This window comes from Noviherbaspirillum sp. (assembly GCF_035627455.1).
In the GTDB taxonomy this organism is placed as follows: domain Bacteria; phylum Pseudomonadota; class Gammaproteobacteria; order Burkholderiales; family Burkholderiaceae_D; genus Noviherbaspirillum.
On the sequence record NZ_DASPLS010000097.1, the window covers coordinates 74205 to 95534 of the forward strand.

At 62.4% G+C, this 21330-nt stretch carries 17 protein-coding genes; 11 read left to right on the forward strand and 6 right to left on the reverse strand.

The genetic code is table 11. The annotated features are described in order from the left end of the window. Nucleotides 1-236: 236 nt before the first annotated feature. Nucleotides 237-4256 (forward strand): phosphoribosylformylglycinamidine synthase, encoded by a 4020-nt coding sequence (purL, locus tag VEC01_RS18700; protein WP_324902423.1) that lies wholly within the window; start codon nucleotides 237-239, stop codon nucleotides 4254-4256. Between the two features lie 154 nt (nucleotides 4257-4410). Here purL and VEC01_RS18705 read toward each other — a convergent pair whose 3' ends face one another. The 6 genes from VEC01_RS18705 to VEC01_RS18730 are packed head-to-tail and all read right to left on the reverse strand — an operon-like array spanning nucleotide 4411 to nucleotide 8785. Continuing rightward, nucleotides 4411-5187: a peptidylprolyl isomerase gene (locus tag VEC01_RS18705; RefSeq protein ID WP_324902424.1), complete on the reverse strand. Its 777-nt coding sequence runs from the start codon at nucleotides 5185-5187 to the stop codon at nucleotides 4411-4413. A 53-nt stretch (nucleotides 5188-5240) separates the two neighbouring features. Then, entirely contained in the window at nucleotides 5241-5516 is a 276-nt protein-coding gene (locus tag VEC01_RS18710; RefSeq protein WP_324902425.1) for a BolA family protein, read from the reverse strand. After that, nucleotides 5513-6133, reverse strand: a complete 621-nt coding sequence (locus VEC01_RS18715; protein ID WP_324902426.1) for a septation protein A — start codon at nucleotides 6131-6133, stop codon at nucleotides 5513-5515. The genes VEC01_RS18710 and VEC01_RS18715 overlap by 4 nt, the downstream gene beginning before the upstream one ends. Nucleotides 6134-6146: 13 nt before the next feature. Next, nucleotides 6147-6545, reverse strand: a complete 399-nt coding sequence (gene msrB / locus VEC01_RS18720; RefSeq protein ID WP_324902427.1) for a peptide-methionine (R)-S-oxide reductase MsrB — start codon at nucleotides 6543-6545, stop codon at nucleotides 6147-6149. After that, on the reverse strand, nucleotides 6542-8056 hold the full coding sequence (locus VEC01_RS18725) for a protein adenylyltransferase SelO (RefSeq protein ID WP_324902428.1): 1515 nt from the start codon (nucleotides 8054-8056) through the stop codon (nucleotides 6542-6544). The genes msrB and VEC01_RS18725 overlap by 4 nt, the downstream gene beginning before the upstream one ends. A gap of 21 nt (nucleotides 8057-8077) precedes the next feature. Continuing rightward, nucleotides 8078-8785, reverse strand: a complete 708-nt coding sequence (locus VEC01_RS18730) for a Crp/Fnr family transcriptional regulator (RefSeq protein ID WP_324902429.1) — start codon at nucleotides 8783-8785, stop codon at nucleotides 8078-8080. A gap of 158 nt (nucleotides 8786-8943) precedes the next feature. Here VEC01_RS18730 and VEC01_RS18735 point away from each other — a divergent pair, with 158 nt between their 5' ends. From VEC01_RS18735 to VEC01_RS18780, 10 genes are all read left to right on the forward strand, one after another. Beyond that, entirely contained in the window at nucleotides 8944-9720 is a 777-nt protein-coding gene (locus VEC01_RS18735; protein ID WP_324902430.1) for a class II aldolase/adducin family protein, read from the forward strand. Between the two features lie 257 nt (nucleotides 9721-9977). Next, a complete protein-coding gene (locus VEC01_RS18740) occupies nucleotides 9978-11630 on the forward strand; it encodes a 3-(methylthio)propionyl-CoA ligase (RefSeq protein ID WP_324902431.1) in 1653 nt (550 codons plus the stop codon). Nucleotides 11631-11734: 104 nt separating this feature from the next. After that, nucleotides 11735-12979 carry a branched-chain amino acid ABC transporter substrate-binding protein gene (locus VEC01_RS18745; protein WP_324902450.1) on the forward strand — a complete coding sequence of 415 codons (1245 nt, stop codon included), beginning with the start codon at nucleotides 11735-11737 and terminating at the stop codon, nucleotides 12977-12979. Between the two features lie 367 nt (nucleotides 12980-13346). Then, entirely contained in the window at nucleotides 13347-14528 is a 1182-nt protein-coding gene (locus VEC01_RS18750; RefSeq protein ID WP_324902451.1) for a branched-chain amino acid ABC transporter substrate-binding protein, read from the forward strand. Between the two features lie 146 nt (nucleotides 14529-14674). Continuing rightward, on the forward strand, nucleotides 14675-15589 hold the full coding sequence (locus VEC01_RS18755; protein WP_324902452.1) for a branched-chain amino acid ABC transporter permease: 915 nt from the start codon (nucleotides 14675-14677) through the stop codon (nucleotides 15587-15589). Nucleotides 15590-15602: 13 nt separating this feature from the next. After that, nucleotides 15603-16895, forward strand: coding sequence for a branched-chain amino acid ABC transporter permease (locus VEC01_RS18760; RefSeq protein WP_324902432.1), 1293 nt, complete (start codon nucleotides 15603-15605; stop codon nucleotides 16893-16895). Then, the gene (locus tag VEC01_RS18765) at nucleotides 16892-17662 is read left to right on the forward strand and encodes an ABC transporter ATP-binding protein (protein ID WP_324902433.1); all 771 of its coding nucleotides are present in this window, start codon (nucleotides 16892-16894) and stop codon (nucleotides 17660-17662) included. Before VEC01_RS18760 ends, VEC01_RS18765 begins: the two co-directional genes overlap by 4 nt. A gap of 81 nt (nucleotides 17663-17743) precedes the next feature. After that, entirely contained in the window at nucleotides 17744-18442 is a 699-nt protein-coding gene (locus VEC01_RS18770; protein ID WP_324902434.1) for an ABC transporter ATP-binding protein, read from the forward strand. Continuing rightward, complete coding sequence (locus VEC01_RS18775) at nucleotides 18442-19020, forward strand: gamma carbonic anhydrase family protein (RefSeq protein ID WP_324902435.1); 579 nt, start codon at nucleotides 18442-18444, stop codon at nucleotides 19018-19020. Before VEC01_RS18770 ends, VEC01_RS18775 begins: the two co-directional genes overlap by 1 nt. A 190-nt stretch (nucleotides 19021-19210) precedes the next feature. Next, nucleotides 19211-21289, forward strand: a complete 2079-nt coding sequence (locus VEC01_RS18780; protein ID WP_324902436.1) for a 3-hydroxyacyl-CoA dehydrogenase NAD-binding domain-containing protein — start codon at nucleotides 19211-19213, stop codon at nucleotides 21287-21289. The last annotated feature ends 41 nt before the right edge of the window (nucleotides 21290-21330 follow it).

The window sequence follows — 21330 nt, forward strand, 5'->3', positions numbered from 1 at the left end:
CGGCAGGACGATGGTTTCCAGATTGACTTGGCCCGGCAACAATAGCATACCGGGCGGATTTTCATGAAGCCTTGCCGCCCTTCATGCGAACCCGGGTCAAGGCGCCGCCGTGGTGCATTGACAAGCTGCCATGATGCGGCGTCGCGGTATAATCGCGGTTTCCGATTTAACCAGTGGCCCAGCAGCTGCGCCGGAGCGTTCCGGCAGGCGCGCGCCGCATCAATTCTCTTGCCGCCATGTTGATTCTGCCGGGCTCCAACGCCCTGTCTGCCTTCCGTACCCAGCGTCTTTTGTCACAACTGCAAGCAGTCGAGCCGGCCATCGTCGGCGTGAGCGGGCGTTTCCTGCATTTTGTCGATGCCGCCGCCGCTCCCAGCCAGGATGAGATCGGCCGCCTCAATGCATTGCTGACCTATGGTGAACCTTTCGCTGCCGCGGAAGAGGGTGAGCAGTTCGTGGTGATCCCGCGCTTCGGCACGATTTCGCCCTGGGCCAGCAAGGCGACCGACATCGTGCACAACTGCGGCATGACCCATATCCACCGCGTCGAGCGCGGCGTGTCCTACCGGGTGCAGCTGAAATCGGGCCTGCTCGGCGGCGCGAAGAAACTTTCGGACAGCGCGGCCCAGGAAGTGGCCGCCCTGCTGCACGACCGCATGATCGAGACCGTGCTGCGCGATGCGAACGACGCAGCCGGCCTGTTCCGCGAGCTGGAAGCCAGGCCGCTGGAATTCGTCGATGTGCTCGCCGGCGGCCGCGACGCGCTGGTCAGTGCGAATACCGGTCTTGGCCTGGCGCTGTCGGACGACGAGATCGATTACCTGCTCAATGCATTCACCCAGGCAAAGCGCAATCCGACCGATGTCGAGCTGATGATGTTCGCGCAGGCCAACAGCGAACACTGCCGCCACAAGATCTTCAACGCCGACTGGACCATCGACGGCGAGAAGCAGGACAAGTCACTGTTCGCGATGATCCGCAACACCCACCAGCTGAACCCGAAGGGCACGGTGGTTGCGTACAGCGATAATTCGTCCGTCATCGAGGGCGGCACGGTGATGCGCTTCTATCCGAACGGCGCGAAGAACGGCAACGTCTACCAGGAGTCGGAAGAACTCACGCACATCCTGATGAAGGTGGAAACGCACAACCACCCGACCGCGATCTCGCCCTTTCCCGGCGCGTCGACCGGCGCCGGCGGCGAGATCCGCGACGAAGGCGCAACCGGCCGCGGCGCCAAACCGAAGGCGGGCCTGACCGGCTTCACCGTCTCCAACCTGATGCTCACCCACGCGGTACAGCCGTGGGAAAACGCGCGCGACGCGACCGAACCGCTGGCGCAGCGCGAAGCGCGCGGCCAGTGCGGCATCTACGGCAAGCCGGACCGCATCGCGTCGCCGCTGCAGATCATGATCGACGGCCCGATCGGCGGCGCCGCATTCAACAACGAGTTCGGCCGGCCCAATCTCGCCGGGTATTTCCGCACCTACGAGCAGAACGTCGCGGGCAAGGTCTACGGCTATCACAAGCCGATCATGATTGCGGGCGGGATGGGCAACATCTCGGCCAAGCATACGAAAAAGCAGGAGCTGCCGGTGGGCAGCCTGCTGATCCAGCTCGGCGGCCCGGGCATGCGCATCGGCATGGGCGGCGGCGCCGCCTCCTCGATGGCGACCGGCACCAATACCGCTGACCTGGATTTCGACTCGGTGCAGCGCGGCAACCCGGAAATGGAGCGCCGCGCGCAGGAAGTCATCAATGCGTGCTGGGCAATGGGCGACGACAATCCGGTGCTGTCCATTCATGACGTCGGCGCCGGCGGCCTGTCCAATGCCTTCCCCGAGCTGACCAATGACGCCAAGCGCGGCGCGGTGTTCGACCTGCGCAAGGTGCCGCTGGAAGAGAGCGGCATGGCGCCCAAGGAAATCTGGAGCAACGAGTCGCAGGAACGCTATGTGCTGGCGATTTCGCCGCAGAGCCTCGAGTTGTTCCGCTACCTGTGCGATCGCGAGCGCTGCCCGTTCGCGGTGGTCGGGGTGGCGACCGAAGAGCGCCAGCTGAAGGTGATCGATCCGGAACATGACAACTATCCGGTCGACATGCCGATGGATGTCCTGCTCGGCAAGCCGCCGAAGATGCACCGCGACGTCGCGCATGTGAAAAACGATTATCCGCCGGTCGACCTGACCGGCATGGAACTGGCGGATGTGGCGCAGCGCGTGCTGCGCCTGCCCACGGTGGCGGACAAGTCCTTCCTGATCACCATCGGCGACCGGACGGTGGGCGCGACCACGGTGCGCGACCAGATGGTCGGGCCGTGGCAGGTGCCGGTCGCGGACTGTGCGGTGACCACGATGAGTTTCGACGGCTATCTCGGCGAAGCGATGGCAATGGGCGAGCGCACGCCGGTTGCGGTGATCGATGCCGCCGCCTCCGGCCGCATGGCGGTGGGCGAGGCGATCACCAACATTGCCGCCGCGCCGATCGCCGACATCTCCGACATCAAGCTGTCGGCCAACTGGATGGCGGCCTGCGGACAGCCGGGGCAGGATGCCGCGCTGTTCGACACGGTGAAGGCGGTCGGCATGGAGTTGTGCCCGGCGCTCGGCATCAGCATCCCGGTGGGCAAGGATTCGCTGTCGATGCGCACCACCTGGAAGGATGCGGAAGGCAGCAAGGAAGTGGTTTCGCCGGTATCGCTGATCGTGTCGGCGTTCGCGCCGGTGCCCGATGTGCGCCTGGCGCTGACGCCGCAGTTGCGCACGGACCAGGGCGAAACGGCACTGATCCTGATCGACCTCGGCCGTGGCAGGAACCGGATGGGCGCGTCGGCGCTGGCGCAGGTGATGCAGCAGATCGGCAACGATACGCCGGACATCGACAATCCGGAAGACCTGAAAGCCTTCTTCAACGCGATCCAGCAACTGAACGCGGAGCGCAAGCTGCTCGCCTACCACGATCGTTCCGACGGCGGCCTGTACACGACGCTGTGCGAAATGGCGTTCGCCGGCCGCACCGGCCTGTCGGTGAACCTCGACATCCTGACCATGGAAGGCGAGCATGCATCCGACTCCGGCGAGGCGAAGAACTGGGCCGGCCAGGTCGCCGAGCGGCGCAACGACATGACGCTGCGCTGCCTGTTCAGCGAAGAGCTGGGCGCGGTGATCCAGGTCCGGGCGGAGCAGAAGTCGGATGTGATGAACGTGCTGCGCGCGTTCAAGCTCGGCGCCTGCAGCCACATCATCGGCAAGCTGAATGACCGCGATGCGATCGAGTTCACGCGCGACGCGAGAGTGGTCTACCAGCAGCCGCGCGTCGAGCTGCAGCGCCTGTGGAGCGAAACCAGCTGGCGCATTGCGCGGCTGCGCGACAACCCGGCCTGCGCCGATGCCGAATACGACCGCATCTTGGACGCCGCCGATCCCGGCATGACGCCGAAGCTGGCCTTCGATCCGCAGGAAGACATTGCCGCGCCGTACATCGGCACCGGCAGCAAACCGCGCGTCGCGATCCTGCGCGAGCAGGGCGTGAATTCGCATGTGGAGACCGCGTACGTGATGCACAAGTCCGGCTTCGAGGCGGTCGATGTGCACATGAGCGACCTGATTGCCGGCCGCGCGCGGCTGGACGATTTCAAGGGCTTCATCGCGGTCGGCGGTTTCTCCTACGGCGACGTGCTGGGGGCGGGCGAAGGATGGGCCAAGACCATCCTGTTCAACGCGAAGCTGGCCGAGCAGTTCGCCGGCTTCTTCAACCGCGGCGATACCTTTGCGCTCGGCATCTGCAACGGCTGTCAGATGATGAGCAACCTGAAATCCATCATCCCCGGCGCCCAGGACTGGCCGAAGTTCACCCGCAACAAGTCGGAACAGTTCGAAGCGCGATTCGCGATGGTGGAGGTGCTGGATTCACCGTCGATCTTCTTCAACGGGATGGCCGGCACCCAGAGCCCGATCGCGGTGGCGCACGGCGAAGGCTATGCGGACTTCTCGCAGACTGGAAACATCGACCGCGCGATCGCCGCGATGCGCTGGATCGACAACAAGGGTCAGGCGACCGAGTCCTATCCGTACAACCCGAACGGGTCGCCGCGCGGCATCACTTCGGTGACGACGCCGGACGGCCGTTTTACCGTGCTGATGCCGCATGCGGAACGGGTATTCCGCACGGTGCAGCACTCCTGGCATCCGGATAACTGGGGCGAGTATTCGCCGTGGATGCGCATGTTCCGCAATGCGCGGAAGTGGGTGGGATGATGCGCGCCGCGTAGCGCGAGCGGCCGACGTTGCGGCGCAAGCGGGAATGCCGGAGAAGCCCGGCCCCGCCTGCGCCGGACGCAGCAGGCGGGCGACGCCGGGACAATAAAAAAGCCGCGCAATGCGCGGCTTTTTTTATTCATGCGGACCAGGCTTACTGGATCTTCGCCTTCTTGCGCAGGTCGTCCTGGAAAGCCTGCAGCTTCTTCTGCTGCAGCGATTCCGCGATCTGCGGCTTGACCTCTTCCAGAGGCGGCAGCTTTGCGGCGCGCACATCTTCCAGCTTGATCACGTGGTAGCCGTACTGGGTCTTGACCGGGGTTTCGGTGATCTGGCCCTTCTGCAGGCCGACCATCGCGTCGGAGAACGGCTTCACGAAGGAGGCCGGGGATGCCCAGTCGAGGTCGCCACCGTTGGCAGCGGAGCCCGGATCCTTGGATTGCTTGGCGAGGTCCTCGAACTTGGCGCCGCCCTTGAGCTTGGTGATGATGGCCTTGGCTTCGTCTTCCTTGTCCACCAGGATGTGACGGGCGTGGTATTCCTTGTCGCCGGCCTGCGCCTTGAACTTGTCGTATTCGGCCTGGATCTCGGCGTCCTTGACCGGGTTCTTCTTCAGGTAGTCCTGGACCAGCGCGCGGATGGCGATCGACTGGCGGGCAATCTCCACCTGGTTCTTGACGTCCGGCGAATTCGACAGGCCCAGCTTGTCGGCTTCCTGGATCAGAATCTCGCGGTTGATCAGCTCTTCCTTGACCATTGCGCGCAGTTGCGGCGTGTCGGGCTGGCCCTGCGCGGCAAGCTGCTTGACCATCGCGTCGGCGCGGGAGGAGGGCACGGGCTTGCCGTTCACCACTGCGAGGTTCTGTGCGAAGGCGGGCAATGCGACTGCGGCAACAAGCAGCATCAGCAAGCGAGCGGGTTTCAAAGTCATTATTCGTTCCTAATTACAGAGGATGGAAGGTTAAAAACGGGGCGCATCAATCATTATTGTGATACTTCCGACGGCGCCAGTGCAATGATGTTGAGAGCGTGTATGTCGCTGGTCATCATGTCGCGGAGGCAATCATACACCAGGCGGTGGCGCGCCACGCGATTTAACCCATCAAAACGGTCGGAAACCAGGCGCACGCTGTAATGACCTGCGCCCGAGGCAGCGCCTGCATGGCCGGCATGCAGGTGCGAATCATCCACCAATTGACATTCCACCGGCGCAAAAGTTGCGGTCAGCCGGCTCCGGATTTTTTCGATGCGTTCGCTCATCGCGAATCCTTCACATATTTCGACAGGAACATGCTTTGCGCGATGACGAAGGCGATCATCATCCCGGTAAAGCCGAACAGTTTGAAGTTGACCCAGAACGCCGTCGGGAACGTGTAGGCGACATACAGGTTGACCAGGCCCATGACGCTGAAGAATCCGGCCCAGGACAAATTGAGTTTTTGCCAGACATCATCGGGCAGCGTAATCTGCTTTTCCATCATCAGGCGGATCAGGTTCCTGCCGAGCGCCAGCTGCGCGAACAGCAATGCGGCGCCAAAGAGCCAGTAGAGAACCGTCGGCTTCCACTTGATGAATGTCTCGTTGTGGAAATAGATGGTGGCACCGCCGAACAAGGTGATGATCGCGAGCGAAACCCAGAGCATGGTGTCGACCTTGCGGCCGCGCAGCAGCAGGTAGCCGATCTGGGCAAAGGTGGCGACGATCGCGATGCCGGTGGCGAGCATGATCGGCGCCTGGGCCGCGCTCGCTTCACCGCCGGCGACCACGCCGCTCAGGAATTTCTGCGCGAGCGCCAGGGCCGCGTCGGGGTTGGCTTCGCCCCACTTGAACATGGCGAAGAAGAGAATGACCGGAAACAGGTCGAACAGGAACTTCATCGATAGTTATCCTTCAGTTGCTGGGATCGAAACGCAGTGCCGCGGAATTGATGCAATAGCGCAGGCCGGTCGGCGGCGGTCCGTCAGGAAAGACGTGGCCGAGATGCGCATCGCATACATTGCACAGGATTTCGGTGCGTATCATGCCATGAGTGCGGTCAACGCGCTCGGCGACGTGCTCGGGGTTGAGGGGCTTGAAATAACTCGGCCAGCCGCAGCCCGAGTCGAACTTGGCGTCCGATTCAAACAGCGGCGTGCCGCAGCAGACGCAGGTATAGATGCCATGCTCGTGGTGATCCCAGTAGCGGCCGGTGAAGGCGCGCTCGGTCGCCGCCTCGCGCGTGACCTTGTACTCCATGGGGTCGAGCTCTGCGCGCCATTCGGCGTCGGACTTGGTTACCTTGTTCATCATGATGAGCAACTCACTTCCAGATGGCTTGCCCAGTCGGGCGGCAGTTCGGCGTAGCGGTCGTTCTCCGGCTGCTCGTCGAAGGGTTTTTCAAGAATCGTGAGCAATTTGTCAACTTCAGAAAAATCCTTATTTTGCGCCTTTTCTATCGCCACTTGTGCAAGGTAATTGCGAAGTACATATTTCGGGTTGACGCTATGCATTGCGGGCCGGCGCGCGGCATCCACGCTGTTTTCCTGCTTCAGCCGTTGCCGGTACTGCGCGGCCCAGGCATCGAATGCGGGACGGTCGATGAACAGGTCGCGCAGCGGTTCGTCGGACGCCGGGTTGTCGACCTCCAGATCTCCCAGGCGCCGGAAGAACTGGGTGAAGTCGACGTGGTTGTCCTGCATCAGCGCGAACATCGCATCGATCAGCGCGCCATCGTCCGCCTGCGCCGCACGCAGGCCCAGCTTCGCGTGCAGCAGCGCCTCCAGCTTCGCGTCGTATGCCGGCTTGTACCCCTCCAGCGCCGCCTGCGCGTCCTCGACCTCGCCGATCAGCGGCAGCAGCGCCTGGCCGAGCGCAAAGCAGTTCCACTGGCCGATGCGCGGCTGCATCTGGTACGCATACCGGCCCTGGTAATCGCTGTGGTTGCAGATGTGGCGCGCATCGAACGCTTCCATGAACCCGAAGGGGCCGTAGTCGATGGTCAGGCCAAGGATGGACATGTTGTCGGTATTCATCACGCCATGCATGAAGCCGACTGCCTGCCATTGCGCGATCAGTTCGGCGGTGCGCCGCGTGACCTCGGCCAGCAGCGCCTGGTAGGGATTGGCGGCGGCGCGCAGGGCCGGATAGAAGCGGTCGATCACATAGTCGGCGAGCGTCTGCAGCGCATCCTTGCGGTTGTTGTAAAACCAGTGCTCGAAGGAGCCGAAGCGGATGAAGGTCGGCGCCATGCGGGTGGCGATCGCGCCGGTTTCCAGCGACTCGCGCATCACCGGCATGTCAGTGCCCACCACGCACAACGCGCGCGAGGTGGGGATGCCGAGCGCGGCCATCGCTTCCGAGCAAAGGAATTCGCGGATCGACGAGCGCAGCACCGCGCGGCCGTCGCCCATGCGCGAATACGGCGTCAGGCCTGATCCCTTCAGTTGCACCTCGATGCGGCCGGAGGGATTGTCTTCCGACGGCCCGGCAGCCGGCACGTCGCCCAGCAGGATGGCGCGGCCGTCGCCGAGCTGTCCGGCCCAGACACCGAATTGATGGCCGGAATAAACCGCCGCCAGCGGAATCGAACCAGGCAGGAGGCGATTGCCGGCGAAGGCCTGCACGAAGCTGTCCTGTGCGAACTCGGCCGGATCGAGATGGATCAGTTGCGCGGCGGCAGCGCTGGCGCCGACCAGGCAGGGGTCGGGTACCGGCGTGGGACGCAGCCGCGTATAGAAGTCGGGCGGCAGCGAGGCATATGAGTTTTCGAATGACAGGGCATCTGCCGCGAGGCGGCGGACGGGGTTCTCGGGTGCGTTCATGAAATATCCTTGCTGCGCGCGCTAGCGGGCGGCGGCGCTGGTCTTGCGCGGTACGCGCTCGGCTTCGGGATAGGCGAGCTTGCGCAGCGCGTCGGGTTGCTTGATCGAGACACGGCCATATTTGGTCTGTATCAACCCGTTTTGTTCCCATACATGCAGGGTCTTCGAAATGCTCTGGCGCGACTTGCCCAGGAGCTGCCCGAGTTCTTCCTGCGTGAGCGGCACCTCGCGGCCGCGCGTGTTCGTTGCCGCATTCATTGCCGAGGGGCGCAGGTGCGCCAGTTCGAGCAGTCGGCGCGCCAGCCGCTGCTGCAGCGGCGACACCGCGGCTTCTTCCACCAGGTCGAAGGTGGCGCGCAGGCGCAGGCTGAGCATTTTTGCGAAGCGCGCGTAGATCGACGGGTGGCGGGCCAGCAGGTGCAGGAAATCGCTCTTCGCATGGAACAGCACGACGGTCGGCCCGACCGCGTAGCCGTCGTGCGAGCGCGGAAGGCCATCGAACAGCGAAATCTCGCCGAAGCTGTTGGGCGCGTCGAGCACGCCGATGGTGGTCGCGTGGCCGTCCGCGGTTGTCCTCGTGAAGCGGACCGAGCCGCTGGCGATGGTGTAGAAGCCGTCCGCCTCGGCGCCGCGCGCATGCAGCAGCGTGCCGCCTTCCAACATGCGCAGGCTGCCGCAGCCGGCGGCGTCGGCAATGACATCATCAGGGAAGCCAGAGAGCCATGACATGCGAAGCAGGGCGCTTTTATCGATGTCAGTGACAGCACGGATAGCCATAGCGATTGTTAAGAAGTTGACAGTGTTGCGGAACGTGGTGTGCCGATACTGCAAAGCCATTCGACTGCCGAAACCGGCACCTTATTTTGACAGAGAAGAGGAGACCCCACATGAACGCCCCCGAAAAGCTGGCGATCCCATCCTTGCAAGACCGGGTTTCTCCGGAGGAATGGCAGGTCCGCACCGACCTCGCCGCATGCTACCGCCTCGTCGCGCAGTTCGGCTGGAGCGACCTGATCTTCACCCATATCACCGCGCGCGTGCCGGGCACCGACGACCAGTTCCTGATCAATCCCTACGGCTTGATGTTCGATGAAATCACCGCCTCCTCGCTGGTGAAGATCGACCTCGACGGCAACAAGCTGGATGAATCGCCGTTCCCCGTCAACCCGGCCGGGTTCACGATCCACTCCGCCATCCACGCGGTCCGCCACGACGCGCTGTGCGTGCTGCATACGCATAGCGTCAACGGTGTGGCGGTATCGGCGCAGAAGGCAGGACTGCTGCCGCTGTCGCAGCAGTCGATCTTCGTGCTCTCGAGCCTGGCTTATCACGGATACGAAGGCGTGGCGCTGAACGCCGATGAAAAGCCGCGGCTTGTCGCCGACCTCGGCGCCAAGTCGTTCTTGATGCTGCGCAACCACGGCCTGCTGACGCTCGGTCCGACCATCGCGGATGCCTTCCTCAACATGTATGTGTTCGAGGCTGCGTGCATGATCCAGGTGAGGGCGCAGGCGGGCGGCGGCGAGCTCATCCCGATACCCGACGCGATCATCGAAGGGGCGCAGAAGCAGGCCAAGGCCGTCACCAAGGCGCAGGGCGGCATGCTTGCGTGGCCGGGCCTGCTGCGCCGTCTCGATCGCATCGACCCGTCCTACCGGACCTGAATGAAGGCCGCGTGACATGTGGCGGGCGCTCCCCGCGCCCGCGGTCCGCTTTTCACCAAAGCTTGATCTGCACGCGATGCTGCGCCGCGTAATCACGTATTCTGGAACAGCGCCGGACGCTGTCGGTGCGGGGCGAAACGTCGCATACGTGACATTGATGCGGCGCACCATCGAAAGTCATTGACGGTTTTCGTACGGTCGTTCAAAAATCACTGCTAATTTAGTGGCAACACTCTAACCACACCCGAGGAGGCAGGATGTCGCAGTACCCGAAGAGCCCCTTGATGGGCCAGATGATGGACCGCCCATTGCTTATCTCCAGCATCATCCAACATGCGGACCGTTTTTTCGGCGATAACGAAATCGTGTCGCGCCGCGTCGAGGGTGATATCCACCGCTACACCTATCGCGACTGCCACCGCCGCGCGCGCCAGATGGCCAATGCGCTGGCCGGCCTCGGCGTGAAGTTGGGCGACCGCGTCGCGACGCTCGCGTGGAACGGTTACCGGCACATGGAACTGTATTACGCGATCTCCGGTTCGGGCGCAGTGATGCACACGATTAACCCGCGCCTGCATCCCGAGCAGATCGCGTACATCGTGAACCATGCGGAAGACCAGTACCTGTATTTCGACCTGACCTTCGTGCCGCTGGTCGAGGCCTTCGCGGCACACTGCAAGACGGTCAAGGGCTTCGTGCTGATGTGCGACCGCGACCGCATGCCGGCCGAGTCGAAGATCCCGAACCTGATGTGCTACGAGGACCTGATCGAGAAGAGCTCGGACCAGTTCGAGTGGCCGATGTTCGACGAGAATTCGGCGTCCAGCCTGTGCTACACCTCAGGCACTACCGGCAACCCGAAGGGGGCGCTCTATTCGCACCGCTCCACTGTGCTGCATTCGTACGCATCGACGATGCCGGACGCGCTCAATGTTTCGGCGCGCGATGCGGTGCTGCCCGTGGTGCCGATGTTCCACGTCAACGCCTGGGGCCTGCCGTATTCCGTGCCGCTGACCGGCGCCAAGATGGTCTTCCCCGGACCGGCGCTCGACGGCAAGTCGATCTATGAACTGTTCGAGCAGGAGAAGGTGACCTTCTCCGCCGGCGTGCCGACAGTCTGGCTCGGCCTGCTCACCTATGTGGGCCAGAACAACCTCAAGTTCTCCACCTTCAAGCGCACCGTGATCGGCGGCTCCGCCTGTCCGCCGGCAATGATGAAGACCTTCCGCCACCAGTATGGCGTCGAGGTGGTGCATGCGTGGGGCATGACGGAAATGTCTCCGCTCGGCACCGCCTGCACGCTGCAGGGCCGTCACCTGGATCTGCCGGAGGAACAGAAGCAGGCGCTGCTCGAAAAGCAGGGCCATGCGATCTTCGGCGTTGACATGAAGATCGTCGGCGACGACGGCAAGGAATTGCCCTGGGACGGCAAGACCTACGGCAACCTGCTGGTGCGCGGTCCGTGGATCATCAGCAGCTACTTCAAGGGCGAGGGCGGGGATGTGCTGCAGGACGGCTGGTTCCCCACCGGCGACGTCGCCACCATCAGCCCCGACGGCTACATGCAGATCACCGACCGCAGCAAGGACGTGATCAAGTCGGGCGGCGAATGGATCGGGTCGATCGACCTGGAAAACATTGCAATGGCGCACCCCTCGGTGCAGCAGGCCGCCTGCATCGGCGTGCACCACCCGAAGTGGGACGAGCGCCCGCTGCTAGTCGTGGTGAAGAAGCCGGGTGCCGAGGTCAGCAAGGAAGAACTGATCACGTTCTTCGAGGGCAAGATCGCCAAGTGGTGGACGCCGGACGACGTGGTCTTCGTCGACGCGCTGCCGATCGGCGCCACCGGCAAGGTGCTCAAGAACCGCATTCGTGACCAGTTCAAGGAGTACAAGCTGCCGACCGCGTAAGGATATCGGCCGGGGCGGAGACGTCCCCGGCGGGTTTGATGTACAAGAACAGAAGCCAATCAGCCATCGTTTCAACAACTACACCAAAGGAAAAGAGACAAATGATGATGAAGATGCGTCCCCTCGTTCTCGCATTCTCCGTAGCCGCAGCTTTTGCCGCCCCGGCACAGGCCGACACGATCAAGATCGCCATGATCGAAACCATGTCCGGCCCGTTCGCACCGATCGGCCAGAACCAGCTGAACACCTTCCGCATGTTCACGGAAATGGCCAACCAGCAAAAATGGGGTGGCAACCATACCATCGAGGTGAACGCCTTCGACGGCAAGGGTAGCCCGCAGGAATCCCTGAATCAGCTCAAGACGGTGATCGACCAGGGCTATCGCTACATCGCCCAGGGCAACGGTTCCGGCGTCGCGCTGGCACTGGTTGATGCCGTCAACAAGCACAACGAGCGCAACCCGGGCAAGGAAATCGTGTTCCTGAACTATTCTGCGATCGATCCCGATTTGACCAACAGCAAGTGCAGCTTCTGGCACTTCCGCTTCGACGCCAACTCCGACATGAAGATGGAGGCGCTGACCTCTTACATGGCCAAGGACCAGGAGCTGAAGAAGGTCTACATCATCGGCCAGAACTACGCGCACGGCCACCAGGTCACGCGTGCCGCCAAGGAATACCTGAAGCGCAAGCGCCCCGACGTGCAGATCGTCGGCGACGACCTGCACCCGATCGCCACGGTGAAGGACTTCGCTCCCTACGTCGCGAAGATCAAGGCTTCCGGCGCCGATGCCGTCATCACCGGCAACTGGGGCGCCGACCTGGCACTGCTGGTCAAGGCCGCGAAGGACGCGGGCCTGACTGCCAAGTTCTATACCTACTACGCCGGCACCTCGGGTGTTCCGACCGCGATGGGCGGCGCCACCGCGGGCATGGTCAAGCAGGTCGCCTACTGGATCCCGAACAACGAGACCTTCGCCGGCAAGGAAATCGTCGAAGCCTTCAAGAAGAAGTACAACGACGACTTCTACGTGCAGGATATCTACACCGTCGTCCAGATGGTGACCAAGGCGGCCAAGGACACCAACTCGGCCGATCCGGTGAAGGTCGCGTTCGCGCTGGAAGGCATGAAGGTCAAGGCAATCAACGGCGAGGTCGAGATGCGCGCCGTCGATCACCAGCTGCAGCAGCCGCTCTACATTTCCACCTGGGCCAAGGTGGACGGCAAGAAGGTCAAGTACGACCAGGAAAATACCGGCTATGGCTGGAGCATGGATCAGAAGATCGAAAGCTACGTGGCCACCCAGCCGACCTCGTGCCAGATGAAGCGTCCGGCACGCCCCTCCTGACCAGTTGTTCATGATGGTCGCGGCATGGCGCCGAAGCGGGGCCATGCCGCAGTTCGCTGCGGCGCAGCGAATACAGCATCGTTGAATTACCTTGCGCGCAGCGCCGGCCGGGGATGCCCCGCCGCGCTGTCGAATGCCCGGGCCTTCCCCATGCCCGGCGCGGGCTTACTCCTGCAGCAGCAGGTAACATCATCGATCCACGCGTGGAGGGAAAAGACATGACGAACACCAGCTGATCAACGCTTTACACTGGGTTTAACCATGGATATGCTGTAAACCACATAACATTTATAAGGAAGAGACAATGGCTACTCAATTCAAGTCCCTGATCATCCCGCTTTCCCTTGCAGCCGCATTCGCGTTGCCGATGACCGCGCATGCGGAGACGGTAAGAATGGCGTTCATCGACCCGCTGTCCGGACCGTTCGCTCCCGTGGGCCAAGGCATTCTAAAGAGCTGGCAGTTCATCGCCGAGAAGGCGAACGCCGAGAAATGGGCCGGCGAGCACAAGTTCGAGGTCGTCGGATTCGACAACAAGGCAAGCCCGCAGGAGTCGCTGTCGGTCCTCAAGACCGTGATCGACCAGGGCTACCGCTATATCATCCAGGGCAACGGCTCCGGCGCCGCGCTGGCGCTGATCGACGCCGTCAACAAGCACAATGAGCGCAATCCGGGCAAGGAAGTGGTGTTCATCAATTACGCCGCGGTCGACCCGGACCTGACCAACAGCAAGTGCAGCTTCTGGCATTTCCGTCTGGATGCGAATTCCGACCAGAAGATGGAGGCGCTGACCTCGTTCATCGAGAAGAACCAGAACATCAAGAAGGTCTACATCATTGGCCAGAACTATGCGCATGGCCACCAGGTCACGCGTGCGGCCAAGGAATACCTGAAGCGCAAGCGTCCCGACGTGCAGATCGTCGGCGACGACCTGCACCCGATCGGCCAGGTGAAGGACTTCGCACCCTATGTCGCGAAGATGAAGGCCTCCGGCGCGGATACCATCATCACCGGCAACTGGGGCGCCGACCTCGCGCTGCTGATCAAGGCGGCGCGCGATGCGAACCTCGAAGCCAATTTCTATACGTATTACGCCTCCACCACCGGGGTGCCGACCGCGATGGGCGCCGCCGGCGCCGAGCGCGTGAAGTACGTCGGCATCTGGAATGTCAATAACGAGAAGTTCGTCGGCAAGGATATCGTCGAGGGTTTCAAGAAGAAATACAACGACGACTACTATGTGCTCCAGACCTATACCGGCCTGCAATTGCTGGGCAAGGCGATCACCCAGGCCAAGTCGACCGACCCGGTGAAGGTGGCGCTGGCGATGGAGGGGCTGAAGGTGCCCAGCCTGAACGGCGAGGTCGAGATGCGCAAGACCGACCACCAGCTGCAGCAGCCGTTGTACATCGCCACCTGGACCAAGGTCAACGGCAAGGATGTGAAGTATGACCAGGAAAATACCGGCTTTGGCTGGAAAACCGACGTCAAGCTGGACGCCCATGTGGGTGCGCAGCCGACCTCCTGCCAGATGAAGCGTCCGTCCTGATTTTTCTACGCAGGCAGCGTGTCGGCGGGCGCCGCACGCTGCTTTTTTGCGGACGAAAAATAGTACGGTCGTACATGAATTCGTAAGTGACAGGTAAGTTATAGGGGTGCCTCGTGGAGTTTACTTTAATCACGTTGCTGAACGGCATGAGCTACGGTCTGCTGCTGTTCATGCTTTCTTCCGGATTGACGCTGATTTTCAGCATGATGGGCGTGCTCAATTTCGCGCACGCAAGCTTTTACATGCTGGGCGCGTACTTTGCCTATGCGATCAGCATCAAGATCGGCTTCTGGCCGGCGCTGGTCGTCGCACCGCTCCTGGTGGGGGTGATCGGCGCCGTGGTCGAACGCTACGGCCTGCGCTCGGTGCACAAGTACGGGCACATTCCCGAATTGCTGTTCACCTTCGGCCTGTCCTACGTGCTGGTCGAACTGGTGCAACTGATCTGGGGCCGCGCGGCGGTTCCGTATCCGATTCCGGCTGAACTGGACGGGCCGCTGTTTACCCTGTACACGACGACGTTCCCGATCTACCGCGGCTTCATGATGCTGATCGCCGTGCTGATGCTGGTGTCGATCTTCCTGGTGCTGACAAAGACGCGGATCGGGCTCGTGATCCAGGCGGCGCTGACCCATCCCGACATGGTGGAGTCGCTCGGCCATAACGTGCCGCGCGTGTTCATGCTGGTGTTCGGCGGCGGCTGCGCGCTGGCGGGCCTGGCGGGGGTGATCGGCGGCAACGCCTTCGTCACCGAGCCTGGCATGGCCGCGACGGTCGGAAGCATCATCTTCGTGGTCGTGGTGGTCGGCGGCATGGGGTCGCTGGCGGGCGCCTTGCTGGCGTCGCTGCTGATCGGCGTGCTGCAAACCTTCGCGGTTGCGCTCGACCACTCCTTCGCAACGCTGTTTACGAGCTTCGGCGCCGTGATCACGCCGGATACCTTCGGCTATCCGGTGCTCAATCTCACCATTTCGCAGGTCGCGCCGATCATGCCGTATCTGCTGCTGGTGCTGATCCTTATCTTCAGGCCGCGCGGTCTGATGGGTACGCGGGAGGGCTGATCCAATGAATACGATGACCATGACAAACACCCTCACCTACAAGCCGGTGAACCTCGGGCGCTGGATCGTCTGGGGCCTGTTCGCGCTGATCCTGATCGTCGCGCCTATGATCTTCAATTCCGGCGCGTCGCTGTCGATCCTGTCGCAGATCGGCACCGTGATGATCTTCGGCCTGTCCTACAACATGCTGCTCGGGCAGGGCGGCATGCTGTCCTTCGGACACGCGGTGTATTCCGGCCTTGGCGCATTCTTCGCGATCCATGCGATGAACATGGCCGCCGGCGGCCAGATCTGGATGCCGGTCACGCTGATTCCGCTGGTCGGCGGCCTGGCCGGCATGTTCTTCGGCATCCTGTTCGGCTATGTGACGACGAAGAAATCGGGCACGACGTTCGCGATGATCACGCTGGGCATCGTCGAGCTGGTGTTTGCCTGCTCGCTGATGTTCCCGGGTTTCTTCGGCGGCGAAGGCGGCATCTCGACCAATCGCGTGTACGGTGAGAAATTCCTCGGCGTCACCTTCGGCCCGCAGATCCAGGTGTATTACCTGATCGCCGCATGGCTGTTCATCAGCACCATCGGCATGTTCGCATTCACGCAGACCCCGCTCGGGCGCATCATCAACGCGGTGCGCGACAATCCGGAGCGGGTGGAATTCATCGGCTACGATACCCAGTGGGCGCGCTATCTGACCCTGATCCTGTCGGGTTTCTTCGCCGGTATTTCCGGCGGGCTGTCGGCGATCAACTTCGAGATCGTCACTGCGGAAAACGTCAGCGCGCTGCGTTCCGGCGGCGTGCTGCTGTTTACCTTCATCGGCGGCGTCGGCTTCTTCTTCGGCCCGATGATCGGCGCCATCATCGGCGTATTCCTGACCGTGATGCTGTCCGATTTCACCAAGGCCTGGCAGCTCTACCTCGGCGTGTTCTTCATCCTGATCGTGATGTATGCGCCGGGCGGCATCGCCAGCATCATCATGATGAACCTGCGCGTGGCCAAGTACGGCAAGTACAAGCAGATCTGGCCGCAAGTGGTCGCCGTGTGCATCACCGGCGCGGTGGCGGCGCTCGGGCTGGTGGCGTTGATCGAAATGATGTATCACCTGACGCTGGAGTCAGTGAACGGCACCGAAACGAAACTGTTCGGCTTTATCGTCGATACCGCGAAGCCGACCGGGTGGCTCGTTGCCGGAGCGCTCCTCGCCGCTGGCGGTGCCGCGTTCTGGCTTGCGAAAAAGTCTTTCCAGAGAGTGTGGGGCGAAGTGAATAGCGAAATTGAACACCTGATCCGGAGGGCAGAGGCATGAGCGCGCTGGCCCTCGAACTGAAAGACGTGCGCAAGAGTTTCGGCAAGTCCGAAATCATCCGCGGCGCCAACCTGCAAGTGCCCAAAGGCGAACGCTTCGCCATCATCGGGCCCAACGGCGCGGGCAAGTCCACGCTGTTCAACCTGATCTCGGGGCGCTTCCCGGTATCGTCCGGTGAGATCCTGCTGAACGGCAAGAGCATCCTTGGCCTCAAGCCCTTCGAGATCAACCGCAGCGGTCTGTCGCGCAGCTTCCAGATCACCAACATCTTCCACCGGCTTTCGGTGTATGAAAACCTGCGCTGCGCGGTGCTGTGGTCGCTCGGCTACAAGTACTCCTTCTGGCATCGCCTGAACGGCCTGAAGGATGCGCATGAGCGCGCCGAGCAGGTGCTCGAGCAGATCGGCCTGCGCCGCCGCCGGGACACGCTGGCGGGGCTGCTTACCTATGCGGAGCAGCGCGCGCTGGAAATCGGCATCACCATTGCCGGCGGTGCCGACGTGATCCTGCTGGACGAGCCGACGGCGGGCATGAGCCGTTCCGAGTCGGATGCGGCGGTCGAGCTGATCCGCAAGGTCACCGTCGGCAAGACGCTACTGATGGTGGAGCACGACATGAGCGTGGTGTTCGGCCTGGCCGACAAGATCGCGGTGGTGGTGTATGGCGAGGTGATCGCCTGCGACAAGCCCGCCAACATCCGCAACAACCAGAAAGTGCAGGAAGCCTACCTCGGCGGCCATGCACCGGTGGCTGAAGCGGGGGTTTAGCAAGGCATGCCTTGCTCCCGCGGAAGCGGTCCGGCCTGCCAGCCGGACCGTGGAGCCAGCATAACCAGTTGAGAGGGGAAAATGGCAATACTCGAAATCAAGGACCTGCATGCGTACTACGGCAAGAGCCATGTGCTGCACGGGGTGGACCTGAACGTCGGCGAGGGGGAGATCGTCAGCCTGCTGGGCCGCAACGGGGTGGGGCGCTCGACCACGGTGAAAGCGACGATGGGCCACGTCGACGTGGAAGGCTCGATCAAGTTCAAGGGTGAGGAAATCACCGGCCTGAAAGCCTTCGAGATCGCGCACAGGGGCCTCGGCTACGTGCCGGAAAACCGCGACGTGTTCCCGACGCTCACCGTCGAGCAGAACCTGATCCTGGGCGAGAAGAAAGGCAAGAAGTCGCGCTGGAGCGTGGACGACATGTACAAGTTGTTCCCGCGCCTGCGTGAGCGGCAGCATACCGCGGCGGGCGTGCTGTCCGGCGGCGAGCAGCAGATGCTGACGCTGTGCCGTACGCTGATGGGCGACCCGGACCTGATCATGATCGACGAGCCGACCGAAGGCCTGGCACCGAAGATCGTGGACCTGGTGGCGGAATACCTGAAGGAGCTGAAGAACCGCGGCATCTCGGTGCTGCTGGTGGAGCAGAAGCTGGCGATCGCGCTGGAGATTTCGCAGCGGGTCTACGTGATGGGGCACGGCTCGATCGTGTTCGAAGGCACGCCGGACGACCTGCGGCACAATGCCAGTATCCGCAAGGAATGGCTGGAGGTGTGATGCCGGTATTCGGACCGGATGTGGTGCTGCGCAATCCAGCGTACGTGCATGAAACCGCCCACCTGTACGGCAAGGTGACGGTGGAGGAGCATGCGTCGATCTGGGCCAACGTGGTGGCGCGCGCCGAGCACAAGCAGATCGTGATCGGTGCGTATACCAACATCCAGGACTTCGTGATGCTGCACATCGGCGACCGCACCGATACCATCATCGGCAGCCATTGTTCGATCACCCATCACTGCACCATTCACGGCTGCACCATCGGCGACAACTGCCTGGTCGGCATCAACTCCACCATCATGGATGGCTGCGTGATCGGCGAGAACAGCATCATCGGCGGCCATACCTTCCTGAAGGAAGGTACGATCGTGCCGCCGAATTCCATCGTCGTCGGGGCGCCGGGCAAGGTCACGCGCACGCAAAACAATTTCGTGCGCAACCGGCTCAACGCGTATGCCTACTTCAAGAACGCGCTGGCCTACGCATCCGGCAACTACCGCGCGTGGGACGACACAGCGTTCCCGGCGGAGATGATGGCCGAGATGCAGCGGCTGAGCGCGCTGCTGGCCGGAGAATAGGGCCGCGCCTTCCACGATGAACGCGCAATTGCAGGTTGCCTCAATGCAGTGCAGCGGTGTCTTCCGGCGCCGCCGCATTTTTTTCTCTTAAAATAATACGATCGTTCTATTTTGCGGTATAGTTAGGCGTTCCAAAATAAAAAAAGCCCGCATCAGGCTCCCACTGACATCTAATTTACAAGGAAGAGATATGACTGCCGAATACAAGGTCAACGGCGCGGTTGCCGTCATCACGCTCAACAATCCTCCGGTCAACGGCCTGGGCCATGCGACGCGCTCCGCGATCGTCGAGGCAATGAAGCAGGCACAGAACGACGATGCGGTGAAGGCCATCGTGATCACCGGTGCGGGCAAGGCCTTTTCCGGCGGCGCGGACATCAAGGAATTCAATTCGCCCAAGGCGCTGGCCGAGCCGACGCTGCACACGGTCATAAACGTCGTCGAGAATTCGACCAAGCCGGTGATCGCGGCGATCCACACCGTTTGCATGGGCGGCGGCCTCGAGCTGGCGCTCGGCTGCCATTACCGCGTCGTGTCCCCCGGCGCGCAGATCGCGCTGCCGGAAGTGAAGCTGGGTATTCTCCCGGGCGCCGGCGGCACCCAGCGCCTGCCGCGTGTCGTCGGGCTGGAACTGGCGCTGAACATGATCGTGTCCGGCAACCCGGTGCCGTCCGAGAAGCTGGCCAAGACCGCTTTGTTCAATGAATTGATCCAGGGCGACCTGATGGAAGGCGCGATTGCTTTCGCCAGCAAGGTGGCCGACGCGCGGCCGTTGCCGAAGGTGCGCGACATCAGGATCGATTATCCGAACCACGAAGGCTTCCTGCAGTTCTCGCGCAACACGGTGCGCGCGATGGCCGGCCCGTTCCCGGCGCCGCTCAAGTGCGTCGATGCGGTGGCTGCGGCAGTCACGATGAAGTTCGACGACGGCATCAAGTTCGAGCGCGACCTGTTCGTGGAACTGGTCCAGACCACCGAGTCGAAGGCGCTGCGCCATGCGTTCTTCGGCGAACGGGCGGCAAGCAAGATCCCTGATGTGCCGGAAGATACGCCGGCCCGCGCGATCAAGAGCGCTGCGGTGATCGGCGCCGGCACCATGGGCGGCGGCATCGCAATGAACTTCGCCAACGCTGGCATCCCGGTCAAGATCCTCGAGATGAAGCCGGAGGCGCTGGACAAGGGACTGGCGACAATCCGCAAGAATTACGAGAACACCATGAAGAAGGGCAAGCTGACGCAGGAGAAGTTCGAGCAGCGCGTCGGCCTGATCACCGGCACGCTGTCGTATGACGACATCGCTCAGGCCGACATCGTGGTCGAGGCGGTGTTCGAAGACATCGGCGTCAAGGAGCAGGTGTTCAAGAAGCTGGACGAGGTGATGAAGCAGGGCGCGATCCTGGCATCGAACACGTCGACCCTCGATGTCAACAAGATCGCTTCCTTCACCCAGCGGCCGCAGGACGTGATCGGCCTGCACTTCTTCAGCCCGGCCAATGTGATGAAGCTGCTGGAAATCGTGCGCGGCGAGAAGACCGGCAAGGATGTGCTGGCGACCTCGATGCAGCTGGCGAAGAAGATCAAGAAGACCGGCGTCGTGTCCGGCGTATGCGACGGCTTCATCGGCAACCGCATGATCGAGCAGTACAGCCGCCAGGCCGGCTTCCTGCTGGAGGAGGGCTGCCTGCCGGAGCAGGTGGACAAGGCAATCGAAAAGTTCGGCTTTGCGATGGGGCCGTTCCGCATGGGCGACCTCGCGGGCAACGACATCGGCTGGTACATCCGCAAGCGCCGCTACATCGAGAAGCCGGAAGTCACCTACTCGAAGACGGCCGACCTGCTGTGCGAAATGGGACGCTTCGGCCAGAAGACTTCCGCCGGCTGGTACGACTACAAGCCGGGCGACCGCAAGCCGTATCCGTCGCAGGTCGTCAATGACATGATCGTCAAGCACTCGGCCGAGCTCGGCATCGAGCGCCGCAAGATCAGCGACCAGGAGATCGTCGAGCGCCTGGTGTATGCGCTGGTAAATGAAGCCGCATACATCCTGGAAGAAGGCATTGCGCAGCGCGCGTCCGACATCGACATGGTCTACCTCACCGGCTACGGCTTCCCGCTGTTCCGCGGCGGCCCGATGTTCTACGCGGACACCGTCGGCCTGCAGAACGTCGTGATGGCGATGGAAAAATATGCGAAGGGACGCCACGGCGAGGCCTGGAAGCCGGCGCCGCTGCTCGCCAAACTGGCAGCGGAAGGCAAGACCTTCAATTAACGCAGCGGGCGTATTCGCGCAAACCCGGGCACGCGCCCGGG

Coding starts and splice junctions, on each gene's coding strand:
- purL (WP_324902423.1), top strand. CDS start 237: ATGTTGATTCTGCCGGGCTCCAACGCCCTGTCTGCCTTCCGTACCCAG.
- VEC01_RS18705 (WP_324902424.1), bottom strand. CDS start 5,187: ATGACTTTGAAACCCGCTCGCTTGCTGATGCTGCTTGTTGCCGCAGTC.
- VEC01_RS18710 (WP_324902425.1), bottom strand. CDS start 5,516: ATGAGCGAACGCATCGAAAAAATCCGGAGCCGGCTGACCGCAACTTTT.
- VEC01_RS18715 (WP_324902426.1), bottom strand. CDS start 6,133: ATGAAGTTCCTGTTCGACCTGTTTCCGGTCATTCTCTTCTTCGCCATG.
- msrB (WP_324902427.1), bottom strand. CDS start 6,545: ATGATGAACAAGGTAACCAAGTCCGACGCCGAATGGCGCGCAGAGCTC.
- VEC01_RS18725 (WP_324902428.1), bottom strand. CDS start 8,056: ATGAACGCACCCGAGAACCCCGTCCGCCGCCTCGCGGCAGATGCCCTG.
- VEC01_RS18730 (WP_324902429.1), bottom strand. CDS start 8,785: ATGTCATGGCTCTCTGGCTTCCCTGATGATGTCATTGCCGACGCCGCC.
- VEC01_RS18735 (WP_324902430.1), top strand. CDS start 8,944: ATGAACGCCCCCGAAAAGCTGGCGATCCCATCCTTGCAAGACCGGGTT.
- VEC01_RS18740 (WP_324902431.1), top strand. CDS start 9,978: ATGTCGCAGTACCCGAAGAGCCCCTTGATGGGCCAGATGATGGACCGC.
- VEC01_RS18745 (WP_324902450.1), top strand. CDS start 11,735: ATGATGAAGATGCGTCCCCTCGTTCTCGCATTCTCCGTAGCCGCAGCT.
- VEC01_RS18750 (WP_324902451.1), top strand. CDS start 13,347: ATGACCGCGCATGCGGAGACGGTAAGAATGGCGTTCATCGACCCGCTG.
- VEC01_RS18755 (WP_324902452.1), top strand. CDS start 14,675: ATGAGCTACGGTCTGCTGCTGTTCATGCTTTCTTCCGGATTGACGCTG.
- VEC01_RS18760 (WP_324902432.1), top strand. CDS start 15,603: ATGACCATGACAAACACCCTCACCTACAAGCCGGTGAACCTCGGGCGC.
- VEC01_RS18765 (WP_324902433.1), top strand. CDS start 16,892: ATGAGCGCGCTGGCCCTCGAACTGAAAGACGTGCGCAAGAGTTTCGGC.
- VEC01_RS18770 (WP_324902434.1), top strand. CDS start 17,744: ATGGCAATACTCGAAATCAAGGACCTGCATGCGTACTACGGCAAGAGC.
- VEC01_RS18775 (WP_324902435.1), top strand. CDS start 18,442: ATGCCGGTATTCGGACCGGATGTGGTGCTGCGCAATCCAGCGTACGTG.
- VEC01_RS18780 (WP_324902436.1), top strand. CDS start 19,211: ATGACTGCCGAATACAAGGTCAACGGCGCGGTTGCCGTCATCACGCTC.